This window comes from Yersinia sp. IP36721 (genome assembly GCF_003634395.1).
In the GTDB taxonomy this organism is placed as follows: domain Bacteria; phylum Pseudomonadota; class Gammaproteobacteria; order Enterobacterales; family Enterobacteriaceae; genus Yersinia; species Yersinia entomophaga.
In genome coordinates this window covers 203031-215999 of sequence record NZ_QCZL01000001.1, presented here as the reverse complement: position 1 = coordinate 215999, position 12969 = coordinate 203031, and the positions used below count along the sequence as shown (strand labels likewise).

Here is a 12969-nt window from a genome sequence, read left to right as displayed (position 1 = left end):
GAGAAAGGGAATGCTGATTATCGAAACCCTGCCGTTTTTACGTCAGGAAATCCGCCGTTGGCGTCAGGATGGCAAACGAATTGCGTTGGTTCCAACCATGGGCAATCTGCATGATGGACACCTTGCTCTGGTGGAAGAAGCCAAAGCCCGTGCCGATGTAGTGGTGGTAAGTATCTTTGTCAATCCCATGCAGTTTGAACGCCCGGATGACTTAGCCAACTACCCGCGAACCCTGCAGGAAGACTGTGAGAAGCTGACTCGCCAAGGCGTAGATCTGGTGTTCGCTCCCGCAGCCAGCGAAGTCTATCCAGCAGGTTTAGAAGAGCAGACTTACGTGGATGTCCCCGCTTTATCGACCATTTTAGAAGGAGCCAGCCGCCCCGGTCATTTCCGTGGCGTTTCCACCATCGTCAGCAAACTGTTCAATCTGGTCCAACCGGATATCGCCTGTTTCGGCGAGAAGGATTACCAGCAATTGGCGTTGATTCGCAAAATGGTAGCCGATATGGGCTATGACATCGAGATTATCGGTGTGCCGATCAAGCGCGCCAAAGACGGTTTGGCACTCAGCTCTCGTAACGGCTATTTGACTGCAGAAGAACGCAAGATTGCGCCTCAGTTGGCGAAAATCATGAACGATCTGGCTGAAAAACTCACCTTGGGCGAGCGTCAGATTGATGAATTGCTGGCAACCACGGCGGAACAGCTTCGCGCAGCGGGCTTCACTCCGGATGAGCTGTTTATCCGTGATGCTGAAACACTACAACCGCTGACCGTTGAAAGCCAGCGCGCGGTGATTCTTATGGCCGCCTGGTTAGGAAAAGCCCGTTTGATCGATAATCAGCAGGTTGATTTAATCAACTAACCTCGCATTTATCCGATAAACCGGATACGGCCTGAAGCAAAATACTCTGTGCTCAGTTCGTATCCGACTTGATTATTCCCCATGCCATTAGTCTTCCAACAGAAATATTCTTCGTCATAATTTATCTTACGGTAGGCTTCGCCAATATATAGACAGCACCTATAAAATCGGCAAAACTGAGTCGATATACTGAACGCAGGCTGCCTCAGTATTGACGCCATCAGCGTTATTCATCCAGAGAACTCCGCCTGGCAGAGATTCGCTGGTTTACATTAGGGTTAAGGGTAAGGCTATGATACGTACTATGCTGCAAGGCAAACTTCATCGGGTTAAAGTGACTCAGGCTGATTTGCACTATGAAGGTTCCTGCGCCATCGATCAGGATTTTCTGGAAGCCGCTGGGATTCTGGAATACGAAGCAATTGATATTTATAACGTTGATAACGGTCAGCGTTTTTCTACTTACGCCATCGCGGCTGAGCGTGGCTCACGCATTATTTCTGTCAACGGGGCGGCAGCGCGCTGCGCTTGCGTTGGCGACAAACTGATTATCTGTTCTTACGTTCAGATGTCAGACGTGGACGCCCGTTTGCACCATCCTAAAGTGGCCTATTTCGAAGGCGACAACCAACTACAGCGCAAAGCCAAAGCGGTTCCGGTGCAGGTTGCCTAGCGATTTAGGCACGGCAATACGCCCTTTCGTTAGCCGATATAATCGTCTTACTCAATACGTAAAAAAGGAGCCATTTTAGGCTCCTTTCTCTTTGATCGACGAGACTGGTTTCGCAAACCTACTCAGCCTCAATCACCGCTGGTATAGTCTTGGCTACAACGGCTCCCGGCTGGTTGGCGATGCGCTCAGCCATGGTAGGGATAGAATCGGTGCGTAAGATGTATAGCCGTTTTAAGGTAAACGGATTATCCCCCGGTTTGACTTTCCCTTGTATGGTCGTCACCGCCAGATGGAAACCTGAATTCTTTGCCGCCTCAATCGCATTCTGATTAAACCCGCCAAACGGATAAGACAAATAAATCACGTGGGGATTAAATTGCGATAATGCCCGTCGGGATCGCTCAAAATCAAAAATGACATTATGGTAAGAGCGGCTCAATAAGATTGGATGACGTGCGTTATCGGTCCGATGCAGGAAATGAGTGTGAGACTGAACGTCAAATACATCCTGAATCTGTTTCAGTTCCGAAATACTCATAAACTGTAGCGAATCAGGGTTCCATTTCTGCGGATGGCGTTTGATGCGCGAAGAAATAATAAATGCAGTAGCGCGGAAACCCTGTTCTTTCAAAATTGGATAAGCGTAACGGCTGACCGATTTTAAACCATCGTCAAATGTTAGCACGACCACTTTCGCCGGCAGATTGATTTGATTATTCAAGTAAGCCTCAAGCTGATACATCGAAATAGTGTCATAACCAGCTTGTTTCAGATACGCCATCTGATTACTGAACGCCACGTCAGACGTGGTGGTCGAGGTATTCCTAAAGCGCTTATTCTCTTCATTTTTCAGCATATGATGATAAGTCAGCACCGGAATGCCATTATCAATTTCAGTTTCATTGCCGCTAACATAGCCTAAGCGATCGCCAATGTTGATCTGATACCAACTGTTATTCAGGCGATCTTTCAATTTGCCAATAATCGGGTAACGCAGATTCTCTTCCAATACGCCAAGTTCTTCGCTAGCGGTATCCGGCTCAAGATAAATTTTGGTCGCACGCTTGGTCAGAATATTTTGATTAGGCGTTGGTTTATTCAGATCGCCTAATCTGTCATTCATTTTTTGGGCTTTATTAATCTCACGCAGATCGTCTTTATCAATAAAACCGATGCCGTGGCCAAACTTGAATTCATAATATTCCGCCGCGGCCGGGAAAACCTGTAATAGCTGCCCTTTTTTAACCTCGCCAACGGGAATCACATGCTCACCAATCAGCGCATAAATTTCACTGTTACGATCGGCGACCATGTACCTAGAAGGCACTGCCGTTTCTTCTTGCAGGAGGTCTGCATGGGCTGCCGGAATGATTACCGACATGACAATAACGAGTAGCATCCCAATCGCTATTCTGTTTTTATGCCACATTATCGTTCTACTTATGCGCGTAACTGCGCTGAATGAAAGAGAGAGTTCTGGTAAGCCAGCATAGCATGAGATGCTAAAGCGTGAGAAAGACCATATTCACTAAGATCATTAATTATTACGATTAATTTAGTTTCAGAATTTTATGTTTAACGATGCAAATAGCAAAAAGGACAGCTCAGTGCTGTCCTTTTAACGATAATACCTGAAGGTTGAAATTAAGTGCGTAACCCACGGCCACGCTCAATCAGGTACCAGGCTGAGCCATAAAACACGACGATAAACAGCACCAAAACCCCAATGGTAAATACCAATGGCACGTCGGTAATACCGAGGAAGCCATAGCGGAATCCGCTAATCATATAGACAATTGGATTCAGCTTAGACACCGCCTGCCAGAAAGGAGGCAACAGCGTCAAGGAGTAGAAGACGCCACCCAGATAGGTCAAGGGCGTAAGTACAAAGGTCGGAATCAGGCTGATATCATCGAAGGTTTTGGCAAATACCGCGTTAAGTAAGCCCCCCAGAGAAAATAGAATCGCGGTTAACAGCACGGTTAAAGCGATCATTGACCAGGAATGTACCTGCAAAGGTACAAAGAATAGAGAAATAATTGTCACCAAAATACCGACGCAAATCCCACGCGCCACGCCGCCGCCCACATAACCGACGATCACTATGTGAGTTGGAACCGGCGCTACCAGTAATTCTTCGATACTGCGCTGGAACTTGGCGCCAAAGAACGAGGCCGCCACGTTGGCGTAAGAGTTGGTAATAACCGCCATCATAATCAGGCCGGGAACGATAAACTGCATGTAATCCACCCCGCCCATATCACCGATACGGGAGCCGATTAGATTACCGAATATTACAAAATACAGAGACATAGTGATGACTGGCGGTACCAATGTCTGAATCCAAATACGACCAAATCGAGTCACTTCTTTGATCCAGATACTTTGCAGAGCGATCCAATACAGGCGGGTCATGCTTTTTCTCCCCCGTTGCCATTGACCAAATTAACAAACAGCTCTTCCAGACGGTTGGCTTTGTTTCGCATACTCAATACCTGAATACCCTGCGCACTCATTTGGCTGAATAAACCGTTCAAACCCTGATCGCGCTTCACATCCACTTCCAGCGTGGAAGTATCTATCAGCCGATATTGGTAGCCTTCCAACTGCGGCAAGGCGCTTTTCGCCCCCAGGTCGAAGATAAAAGTCTCTGATTCTAGCTTGCTCAATAGCTGTTTCATGGTGGTGTTTTCCACCAGTTCACCGTTTTGAATAATACCGATGTTACGACACAGCATTTCCGCTTCTTCCAGATAATGCGTAGTCAAAATAATGGTGGTGCCCTGCGCATTCAGCTCTTTCAGGAAGCCCCACATCGAACGACGTAGCTCTATATCTACACCAGCGGTAGGTTCATCCAGAATCAATAGTTTTGGCTGATGCATCAGCGCACGGGCGATCATCAAGCGACGTTTCATCCCGCCGGACAAGCGAATGGCACGCTCGTTGCGTTTGCCCCACAAATCAAGCTGACTGAGGTATTTTTCTGCGCGATCCAGCGCTTCACGGCGGGTAACGCCGTAATAACCTGCCTGAGTAATAACGATCTGCAGCACGGTTTCAAACGGATTAAAGTTGAATTCCTGCGGCACCAGACCGAGCTGACGCTTGGCATTGACGATATCCTTATCAATATCGTAACCAAATACCTGTACCTGCCCCGAGGTTTTATTCACCAGCGAGCTAATAATACCGATAGTGGTCGATTTACCGGCACCGTTGGGCCCGAGCAAGGCATAGAAATCCCCTGCCTCAACACATAGATCAATACCGCGCAGTGCCTGAACGCCACCAGCGTAGGTTTTGGTCAACTGCGTTAATTCCAGTGCATATGTCATAAGTAAACATGAACCTTATTCAATGAATGTCTTTCGGGACTAAATATCAATGGGTTAGCCTGCTGATTTGACGAGAGACAAGTCACAGGGAGCAGAGGGAAACCCGATAAATGCCAGGAAGACGTGACGCGGACAACATTGTATCTCACCCGAAACAACTGTTCCGATTTCTAAATCATAATGCTTGCCGTATATTATCCTATCGCAATTCGTTTATTACAGGTTATTAACATCGATGGAAGAAATCCAAAAGCTCATCGCGAACAATCGCAGCTGGTCAAACTCCATCAGCAAACAAGATCCTGATTTTTTTGAGCATCTGGCCCAAGCGCAAAAACCGCGCTTCCTGTGGATCGGTTGTTCGGATAGCCGGGTTCCTGCGGAGCAGTTAACCGGACTGAAGTCCGGGGAATTATTTGTTCACCGCAATGTGGCCAATCTGGTTATCCATACCGATTTAAACTGTCTGTCCGTGGTGCAATACGCCATTGATGTATTGCAGGTCGAACATATCATTATCTGTGGTCACCTCGGCTGCGGCGGCGTTGAAGCGGCAATCAAAGGCGAGGAAATGGGGCTGATCGACAACTGGCTGCTGCACATCCGCGACCTGTGGTACAAACATAGCTCTTTGCTGGGCGAGCTACCGCAGGAAGAACGCAGCAACGTGTTATGCCAAATCAACGTCGTAGAGCAAGTTTACAACCTTGGTCACTCCACTATCGTGCGCTCCGCTTGGAAACGCGGGCAGAAAGCGATGATTCACGGTTGGGTTTACGGCATTGAAGATGGTTTGCTGCGCGATTTAGAGGTTTCGGCCACCAGCCTAAGCAGTCTGGAAATGGTCTACCGAAAAGCGATGGCGACATTATTACAAGGCAAAGCGATGTAACACGTCAAGGGCACATTGTGCCCTTGGTTATTTCTACAGACTCTAGCCTGGCGCGCAGCTACCGGAGTGGACTTTCTGTCTATGAGGATAGCGAGCACTTCCCAACCTTAAAGTGCGAACGCGCAGTACCGACCACCATTACTCGTCGAGCATGACCACCTTGCCTACATACGGCAAATGACGATAACGCTGCGCGTAATCAATACCGTAGCCAACAACAAACTCGTCTGGAATCTTGAAACCAACCCACTCAACCGGAACTTCAACTTCGCGGCGCTCTGGTTTATCTAGCAAGGTGCAGATTGCCAGAGATTTTGGGCCGCGCAGTTGCAGAATTTCACGCACTTTACTCAGAGTATTACCGGAATCGATGATGTCTTCGACGATCAGCACGTCTTTGCCGCGAATATCTTCATCCAGATCTTTGAGGATTTTTACATCGCGGGTTGAGGTCATACCGCTGCCGTAGCTGGAGGCCGTCATGAAATCGACTTCATGAGAAACATTGATAGTGCGGCACAAATCCGCCATAAACATGAAAGAACCACGCAGCAAGCCGACCAGAACCATTTCGCTGCCGCTGTCGCGGTAATGCTCGGTGATTTGACTGCCTAATTCGGCGATACGGGCTTTTACTTCCTGCTCGGAAATCATTACTTCTACGGTGTGTTTCATAAGTTTTTAACGTCGGTTACCTGAAGAAAGCCGCTGAGTTTAGCATAGCGGGAAAGTAGTTGCGACGCGTGCGCAATAAGGGCAGGTGAAGGAAATGGCAGATAGTTGATTATGAAGGTAAATAGCCCCGGACGCGTGTGGTCCGGGGAATCGGGTTAAGCGCTGACGGTAAAGCCCAGCATCATCCCGGTATCTTCGTGTTCCAACAGATGGCAGTGGGCCATATAAGGCTGGCTGGCGGTCGCTAAATGGTTAAAGCGCACCAAAACTTCGCTGCGAGCACCTTCAACCCGAACCGTATCTTTCCAACCGCGACGATGTGCCGCCGGTGGCTGACCATTTTCCGTTAAGATACGGAATTGGGTGCCGTGAATATGGAACGGATGCAGCATCATGTCCCCTTCACCTGAGATGGTCCATTTCTCGTATTGCCCCTGTTTGGCATCAAACGCCGCTTCGGTCATGGAGAACGCCTTACCATTAATCATGTTGGCGTGGCTGAAATCGAAGCTCTCGGCCTTTTGCGCCCCGTGCCCCATTCCGGCCATGTTGCCATGCCCCATAGCACCGTGATCCATGCCGCCCATTGAGCCGCCGCTGTTCTTACCACTTTCGGCCATCATCGCCATGCCGCCGTGCTGATCCATGCGCATACCAGCCATTGCCTGATGCCCGTAGCGCGTCATCAATGCCTGCATTCCGAGCATATCTAGCTGAGGATTCATCATCAGCTGTAGCCAGCGTTCCTTCAATCCATCAAGCGAAGCCAGCGCAGGCAACACTACCAGTTGATCCGGCAGTACTTTGCTACCGGCGGCCAGTGACGGTTGTAAACGTAATACCGGCAGCGGTTGATCAAACGGCGCCAATGTCATACCCATTTGCTTAACCGGTAGAGTGACTAAATCCACACTCTTGCCATCGGCGGTATCAACCAGAATTTCGAAGCGTTCTCCCATCAAAATCGGCAGTTCTTTAACCGCTACCGGTTCCGACAGGAAGCCACCGTCGCTGGCAATCACATACATTGGCCGCCCATCGCTCAACGCCAGATTGAGAGATCGCGCGTTACAGCCGTTCAGTACCCTCAAGCGCACCCAACCGCGCGGCGTAATCTGCTGCGGGAAACGCGCGCCGTTAGTTAGCATTTGATCGCCAAACCAGCCTACGGCTGCGGTCATCACGTCTAGCTGGTAATCAATCTGTCCGTCTTTATCCAGCAATTTGTCCTGTAAAATAACCGGAATATCATCGACGCCCCACTGCTTGGGCAATGGTAATTTGCTGCTTTCGTCATCGTCGATCAGTACCAGACCGCCCAATCCCATCGCCACCTGATAGCCGGTTTTATTGTGGGTATGAGGATGGAACCAACAGGTCGCCGCCGGTTGATCGACGGTAAAGGTCACTTCTCGCGTCGCGCCCGTCTCAATCAGAGCCTGCGGCCCGCCGTCTACTTCACCGGGTATTTCCAATCCGTGCCAGTGTACCGTGGTCGCTTCCGGCAAGGTATTTTTCACCGTTACAGTGACAGGTTTACCACGCTGTAAGCGAATCGCCGGGCCGAGAAATCCGCCGTTAACTCCCCAGGTTTGAGTCGTTTTACCGGGAACCCACACCATGCTACCGGTTTGCAGTTGTAATTGGATTTTGCCGCTGGCATCAGGTTGTAGCAACGGAGGAATCGGCAGGCTAGGGCGCTCAGCGGCAAAAGCCGCTCGGCTCCAGAGAGGCAGAGAAGTGGCGGCTCCAAGAGCCGCCGTCAATTTGATGAAATCACGGCGAAGCATGGTCGTCTCCTCAAAATGTTTAATCAGTGCAGAAAATGCAGCACAGTACATAATTAGTGAAGAGCCTAAACCCTCCCCTTGCGGTAAGGTCAAGAGGCAATAACCCAGTCTGTGCGTTCACACCAAGGTTCTATAAGAAAATTTAGTGTGGGACTGTCCAAATGTGTTAACGTTTATTGACAATTAAATAAGCAAATTTCCGCCATGAAAAGAACAAAGTTAGTCGTGCTGCTGCTCGCTCTGTGTGGATTTTCATCTGCCAGCCAAGCTTTAACCGAATCCGAAGCAGAAGATCTTGCCGATCTCACTGCGGTTTTCGTTTATCTGAAGAATGATTGCGGCTACAACGAACTACCTAATACGGAAATTAAGCGGGCGATTGTGTATTTTGCCCAGCAGAACCGTTGGGATTTACGTAACTATAATAGCTTCAATATGAAAGACCTGGGTGAAGAGAGCTATCGCGATTTGCGCGGCATCGCCATTCCGGTTCCCACCAAATGCAAATTCCTGGCACGCGATTCACTGAGTTTATTGGCCTACGCCAACTAATAATTCGCCCTAATAGCCTCTGTCTGAAATTCAACCGTGCAACCTCGGGCAGAGTTGGCTATGATGTTGCGCCCATTTTTCATGGCTGTTACCGCGGAGGAGAGCCCTAACATGTCCCAGAAAGAGCTTTGGTATGAAACGCTCCATGCCAATTTCGGCCAGTATTTCTCTGTAGAGAATATTCTGTACCGCGAGAAAACCGAGCACCAGGATCTGGTGATCTTCGAGAACCCGGTTTTAGGCCGCGTCATGGCGCTGGACGGCGTAGTGCAAACTACCGAGCGCGATGAGTTTATCTATCACGAAATGATGACCCACGTTCCGCTGCTGGCTCACGGTCAGGCGAAGAAAGTGTTGATCATCGGCGGCGGCGACGGTGCCATGCTGCGTGAAGTCAGCCGCCACAGCACCGTTGAACAAATCACCATGGTGGAAATCGACGCCGGCGTCGTAGAATTCTGCCGCCAGTATCTGCCGAACCACAATGCCGGAGCCTATGACGATCCGCGCTTCAAACTGGTAATCGACGACGGCGTTAACTTCGTTAATCAGACCAACGAAAAGTTTGATGTCATTATCTCTGACTGCACCGATCCAATCGGCCCGGGCGAAAGCCTGTTCACCTCGGCATTCTACGAAGGTTGCGCCCGTAGTCTGAACGAAGGCGGTATTTTCGTCGCGCAAAATGGCGTGTGTTTCCTCCAGCAGGATGAAGCCGTCGATAGCCACAAAAAACTCAGCAACTATTTCGGCGATGTCAGTTTCTATCAGGCAGCCATTCCGACATATTACGGCGGTATCATGACCTTTGCCTGGGCTACGCAAAACCCGGCGCTGCGTCAGTTAGATCTCGCTACACTGCAAGCCCGGTTTGAACACGCAGGCCTGACCTGTCGTTACTATAATCCAGCAATTCATGTCGGTAGCTTTGCCCTGCCACAGTATCTGCTGAATGCACTTTCCACAAAACGTTGAGTATTAATCCGTAAGGAGGTGAACTAAATTGCACAAGCTTAAACTGCACGGCTTCAACAATCTGACCAAGAGCCTGAGTTTTTGTATTTACGATATTTGTTATGCCAAGACCGCAGATGACCGCGATGGCTATATCGCCTACATTGACGAACAATACAATGCCAACCGCTTGACCGAGATCTTGAGCGAAACCTGCTCGATCATCGGCGCGAATATTTTGAATATCGCTCGTCAGGATTACGATCCTCAGGGTGCCAGTGTCACTATCTTAGTCAGCGAAGAGCCCATCGATCCTCGTGATGTCGATACATCAGAACATCCCGGCCCGCTGCCTAACTCCGTGGTTGCTCATTTGGATAAGAGCCACATTTGTGTGCATACCTATCCTGAAAGCCATCCTGAAGGCGGGCTATGTACTTTCCGTGCCGACATCGAAGTTTCTACCTGTGGCGTTATTTCACCGCTGAAAGCGCTGAACTATCTGATCCACCAGCTAGAATCCGATATCGTGACTATGGATTATCGAGTACGCGGCTTTACCCGTGACGTTAAAGGTGTGAAGCACTTCATCGATCATGAGATCAATTCGATCCAGAACTTTATGTCAGATGATATGAAGTCGCTGTACCACATGATGGATGTGAACGTTTACCAGGAAAACATGTTCCATACCAAGATGATGCTGAAAGACTTCGATCTGAAGCACTATCTGTTTAACGCCAAGCCAGAACAACTGAGCGATGAAGAAAGAGAAACCATCACTCGTTTGCTGTACAAAGAAATGCAGGAAATCTACTACGGGCGCAACGTTCCGGAAGTATGATCGACGCGAAATGGCTCACAGGCAGGTTTTCCTGCCTGTGTTTTTTATCCTCGCCACGCTTTCTTTCCGATAAAACAACGATAAATCAACCCATCATCCCATTTTTTCCTGCTCGAATGTCGTACTCTGGCTGGCTGATATTTCATCGCCGACGCTGAGCCTGCCGACATGGAACGTACCGCTACATTATTGGGCATAGTTGCTATTTTACTTTGGAGCATGAGTGTCGCACTCACGCGTGGGTTAGCCGAAACCTTAGGCCCCTTTGGTGCAGGAGCGGCGATCTATAGCGTCAGCGGAATACTGGTCTGGCTGGTGGGCGGTAAACCGCAGATTCGCGGGCAGCATCCAGCATATTTATGGGGATGCGGTGCGTTATTCGTTATTTATATGGTTGCCTTTGCTATTGCCATCGGAATGGCGAGCGATCGCCAACAGACGCTGGAAATTGGCCTAATCAACTATCTGTGGCCCAGCCTCACTCTGCTTTTCGCCGTCGTACTACTGCGGTTACGCACCCGCTGGTGGCTATGGTTAGGGGCAGCCATTGCCTTATTCGGCGTTATTTGGGTTGTCAGCGGTGGAAATGGTCTGGATATCAGTATCTTGGCCACGAATATCAACCATAACCCGCTAGCTTATAGCTTAGCGCTGCTCGCTGCCTTTGCCTGGGCTATTTACTCCAATCTGGTGCGTGTTTATAGTCGTGGCCGAGGTGTACTGCCGCTGTTTCTTCTGGCCTGTGCGCTGTGCCTGTGGCTACTGTTTTTTACCCTGACACCGGGGCCACTTCATTTTACACCGCGGGCAGTCATGGAGCTGTTGATGATGGGCTGTAGTACTGCGCTGGCCTACCAATGCTGGGATAGCGCCATGAAAAAGGGCAACGCCACGTTGGTCGCTGCCCTTTCATATTTTACGCCTTTGCTGTCAGTACTGATCGCCAGTTTATGGCTCAGTACGCCGCCGTCAGCCGCATTTCTCCCGGGCGTCGGAATGGTGGTAGCCGGTTCGCTGCTGTGTTGGTCTGCCAGCCGATCGCCAGCCTCACCAAGAGAAAAATAAAAATCAATATTTCAGAATAAAGGCTCGGTAGCCTTTTAACACGGCGAGGAAATCCTCTAATCCGCACATGCAGAGGCTCTCTTCATCGTAATAGTTCATACCTTCTTCGATTTCATCGCCTTCAAAATCAAGTTGGTTAGCCCGAACCATCACCTCTTCACCGTCCAGCCACAAAGTGTATTCATGACCCACCTGCTGCCATTGGCGTTCACTACCGGCGACCTGAGCCGCGGCGGTCTCGATCTCATCGAGTTTAGTCAGGTCACCTTTAATTTCTTCATTGAGCCAGTGGCCGATCACTTCATGCCCCATGGAGAATCTGACGATTACCTGCCCCGTTAGATCACGCAAAAATTCATAGTCCATAGCACGCCCTCCTATTGCTCTTACTATTAGTTTAAACATTATTGGCGGGCTAACTAAGTCCAAGCTCGCAAAGTTATGCAACATCTTGCGATTACACCCAATAAAAACGGGAGACCCTTGGCCCCCCGCGTATTTAGATGCGAAATATAGCGGCTTAAACCGCAGTTTGAAAGGTTTGCATCCTACTTATCTGCATTAGCCGGGGAATGTTGCCATCAGGCCGCCGTCGACCACGATGTCACTTCCGTACAAGTAGCTGGATTCATCAGACGCCAGGAACAGGATAGCCTGAGCAATTTCTGTGGCTTCAGCGAAACGTTGCACTGGAAGCAGCGGCGTAAACTGCTCGTGGAATTTATCCCCATCCATTCCCTGTTTATACAATATTGGCGTATTCACCGGGCCGGGTGAAATCGCGTTGATTCTGATGCCATCGCCGGCCAACTCCGTGGTTAAACCACGCATTACCGCCAGCAGCGCCGCCTTGGAAGCACCGTAAATCGGCGCACCAAGCAAGCCACGATGAGCGGCAATGGAAGTGGTTATCACTACGGAGGCCGGGTTGCTCAGCAAGGGTCTTAAGGCTTGTAGTAAGAAGAACGGCCCTTTGAAATTCACTGACATCTGCCGATCAAAATCAGCTTCGGTCCAATCTTCCAGTGAATGCCAAATCCCCATTCCCGCATTCAGTACCAAGGCATCTAACTGACCAAAATCCTGTTTAACTTTTTCAGCCAATCTCCTCTGTTGCTGAATACTGCCGGAATCACTGGCATAAATTCTGGCTGCGGGCAGAGTTTTACAGGCATTCTCCAGGCTTTCCGGTGTGATCCCCGTAATCGCAACCTGAGCGCCCTGCTGCAACATTAGCTTTGCCGCTGCCAAACCGATACCCGATGTACCACCAGTAATAAGTACACGCTTACCTGCCATCCTATTATGATTTTTTATCGAA

14 protein-coding genes are annotated in these 12969 nt (G+C 49.5%); 7 read left to right on the top strand and 7 right to left on the bottom strand.

All coding sequences use genetic code 11. The annotated features are described in order from the left end of the window. Positions 1-10 precede the first annotated feature (10 nt). On the top strand, positions 11-865 hold the full coding sequence (gene panC / locus DBA33_RS00890) for a pantoate--beta-alanine ligase (RefSeq protein ID WP_064516476.1): 855 nt from the start codon (positions 11-13) through the stop codon (positions 863-865). 292 nt (positions 866-1157) lie between these two features. Continuing rightward, the gene (gene panD, locus DBA33_RS00885; protein WP_049601330.1) at positions 1158-1538 is read left to right on the top strand and encodes an aspartate 1-decarboxylase; all 381 of its coding nucleotides are present in this window, start codon (positions 1158-1160) and stop codon (positions 1536-1538) included. A gap of 118 nt (positions 1539-1656) precedes the next feature. Here panD and DBA33_RS00880 read toward each other — a convergent pair whose 3' ends face one another. The 3 genes from DBA33_RS00880 to DBA33_RS00870 form a co-directional block, all read right to left on the bottom strand. After that, the gene (locus DBA33_RS00880) at positions 1657-2967 is read right to left on the bottom strand and encodes a polysaccharide deacetylase family protein (protein WP_064516474.1); all 1311 of its coding nucleotides are present in this window, start codon (positions 2965-2967) and stop codon (positions 1657-1659) included. Between the two features lie 215 nt (positions 2968-3182). Beyond that, positions 3183-3953, bottom strand: coding sequence for an ABC transporter permease (locus tag DBA33_RS00875; RefSeq protein ID WP_064516471.1), 771 nt, complete (start codon positions 3951-3953; stop codon positions 3183-3185). Beyond that, positions 3950-4876, bottom strand: coding sequence for an ABC transporter ATP-binding protein (locus DBA33_RS00870; RefSeq protein ID WP_064516469.1), 927 nt, complete (start codon positions 4874-4876; stop codon positions 3950-3952). The genes DBA33_RS00875 and DBA33_RS00870 overlap by 4 nt, the downstream gene beginning before the upstream one ends. A gap of 235 nt (positions 4877-5111) precedes the next feature. On the opposite strand from DBA33_RS00870, the gene can reads away from it, so the two are divergent. After that, positions 5112-5768 carry a carbonate dehydratase gene (gene can, locus DBA33_RS00865; RefSeq protein ID WP_049601342.1) on the top strand — a complete coding sequence of 219 codons (657 nt, stop codon included), beginning with the start codon at positions 5112-5114 and terminating at the stop codon, positions 5766-5768. A 138-nt stretch (positions 5769-5906) separates the two neighbouring features. Here the strand turns inward: can and hpt are convergent, their stop codons facing one another. Together hpt and cueO are read right to left on the bottom strand one after the other, a co-directional pair. Then, a complete protein-coding gene (hpt, locus tag DBA33_RS00860; RefSeq protein ID WP_049598727.1) occupies positions 5907-6443 on the bottom strand; it encodes a hypoxanthine phosphoribosyltransferase in 537 nt (178 codons plus the stop codon). Between the two features lie 155 nt (positions 6444-6598). After that, positions 6599-8233 carry a multicopper oxidase CueO gene (gene cueO / locus DBA33_RS00855; protein WP_120805246.1) on the bottom strand — a complete coding sequence of 545 codons (1635 nt, stop codon included), beginning with the start codon at positions 8231-8233 and terminating at the stop codon, positions 6599-6601. 204 nt (positions 8234-8437) lie between these two features. Between cueO and DBA33_RS00850 the strand changes: the two genes are divergently transcribed. From DBA33_RS00850 to yddG, 4 genes are all read left to right on the top strand, one after another. Then, the gene (locus tag DBA33_RS00850; RefSeq protein WP_064516465.1) at positions 8438-8785 is read left to right on the top strand and encodes a YacC family pilotin-like protein; all 348 of its coding nucleotides are present in this window, start codon (positions 8438-8440) and stop codon (positions 8783-8785) included. Positions 8786-8896: 111 nt separating this feature from the next. After that, a complete protein-coding gene (gene speE, locus DBA33_RS00845) occupies positions 8897-9760 on the top strand; it encodes a polyamine aminopropyltransferase (protein WP_064516463.1) in 864 nt (287 codons plus the stop codon). A 28-nt stretch (positions 9761-9788) separates the two neighbouring features. Further along, positions 9789-10583, top strand: coding sequence for an adenosylmethionine decarboxylase (gene speD / locus DBA33_RS00840; protein WP_049598732.1), 795 nt, complete (start codon positions 9789-9791; stop codon positions 10581-10583). 168 nt (positions 10584-10751) lie between these two features. Further along, on the top strand, positions 10752-11648 hold the full coding sequence (yddG, locus tag DBA33_RS00835; protein ID WP_064516462.1) for an aromatic amino acid DMT transporter YddG: 897 nt from the start codon (positions 10752-10754) through the stop codon (positions 11646-11648). Between the two features lie 3 nt (positions 11649-11651). Here yddG and yacL read toward each other — a convergent pair whose 3' ends face one another. Then, entirely contained in the window at positions 11652-12014 is a 363-nt protein-coding gene (yacL, locus tag DBA33_RS00830) for a protein YacL (RefSeq protein WP_049598736.1), read from the bottom strand. Between the two features lie 195 nt (positions 12015-12209). Next, positions 12210-12947 carry an SDR family oxidoreductase gene (locus tag DBA33_RS00825; protein ID WP_235600972.1) on the bottom strand — a complete coding sequence of 246 codons (738 nt, stop codon included), beginning with the start codon at positions 12945-12947 and terminating at the stop codon, positions 12210-12212. Positions 12948-12969 lie beyond the last annotated feature (22 nt).

What these genes read in the sequence shown, in the direction of transcription:
- yacL (WP_049598736.1), bottom strand. Translation starts at nt 12,014, where the DNA reads ATGGACTATGAATTTTTGCGTGATCTAACGGGGCAGGTAATCGTCAGA.
- speE (WP_064516463.1), top strand. Translation starts at nt 8,897, where the DNA reads ATGTCCCAGAAAGAGCTTTGGTATGAAACGCTCCATGCCAATTTCGGC.
- DBA33_RS00870 (WP_064516469.1), bottom strand. Translation starts at nt 4,876, where the DNA reads ATGACATATGCACTGGAATTAACGCAGTTGACCAAAACCTACGCTGGT.
- can (WP_049601342.1), top strand. Translation starts at nt 5,112, where the DNA reads ATGGAAGAAATCCAAAAGCTCATCGCGAACAATCGCAGCTGGTCAAAC.
- panC (WP_064516476.1), top strand. Translation starts at nt 11, where the DNA reads ATGCTGATTATCGAAACCCTGCCGTTTTTACGTCAGGAAATCCGCCGT.
- panD (WP_049601330.1), top strand. Translation starts at nt 1,158, where the DNA reads ATGATACGTACTATGCTGCAAGGCAAACTTCATCGGGTTAAAGTGACT.
- DBA33_RS00880 (WP_064516474.1), bottom strand. Translation starts at nt 2,967, where the DNA reads ATGTGGCATAAAAACAGAATAGCGATTGGGATGCTACTCGTTATTGTC.
- hpt (WP_049598727.1), bottom strand. Translation starts at nt 6,443, where the DNA reads ATGAAACACACCGTAGAAGTAATGATTTCCGAGCAGGAAGTAAAAGCC.
- yddG (WP_064516462.1), top strand. Translation starts at nt 10,752, where the DNA reads ATGGAACGTACCGCTACATTATTGGGCATAGTTGCTATTTTACTTTGG.
- DBA33_RS00875 (WP_064516471.1), bottom strand. Translation starts at nt 3,953, where the DNA reads ATGACCCGCCTGTATTGGATCGCTCTGCAAAGTATCTGGATCAAAGAA.
- DBA33_RS00850 (WP_064516465.1), top strand. Translation starts at nt 8,438, where the DNA reads ATGAAAAGAACAAAGTTAGTCGTGCTGCTGCTCGCTCTGTGTGGATTT.
- DBA33_RS00825 (WP_235600972.1), bottom strand. Translation starts at nt 12,947, where the DNA reads ATGGCAGGTAAGCGTGTACTTATTACTGGTGGTACATCGGGTATCGGT.
- cueO (WP_120805246.1), bottom strand. Translation starts at nt 8,233, where the DNA reads ATGCTTCGCCGTGATTTCATCAAATTGACGGCGGCTCTTGGAGCCGCC.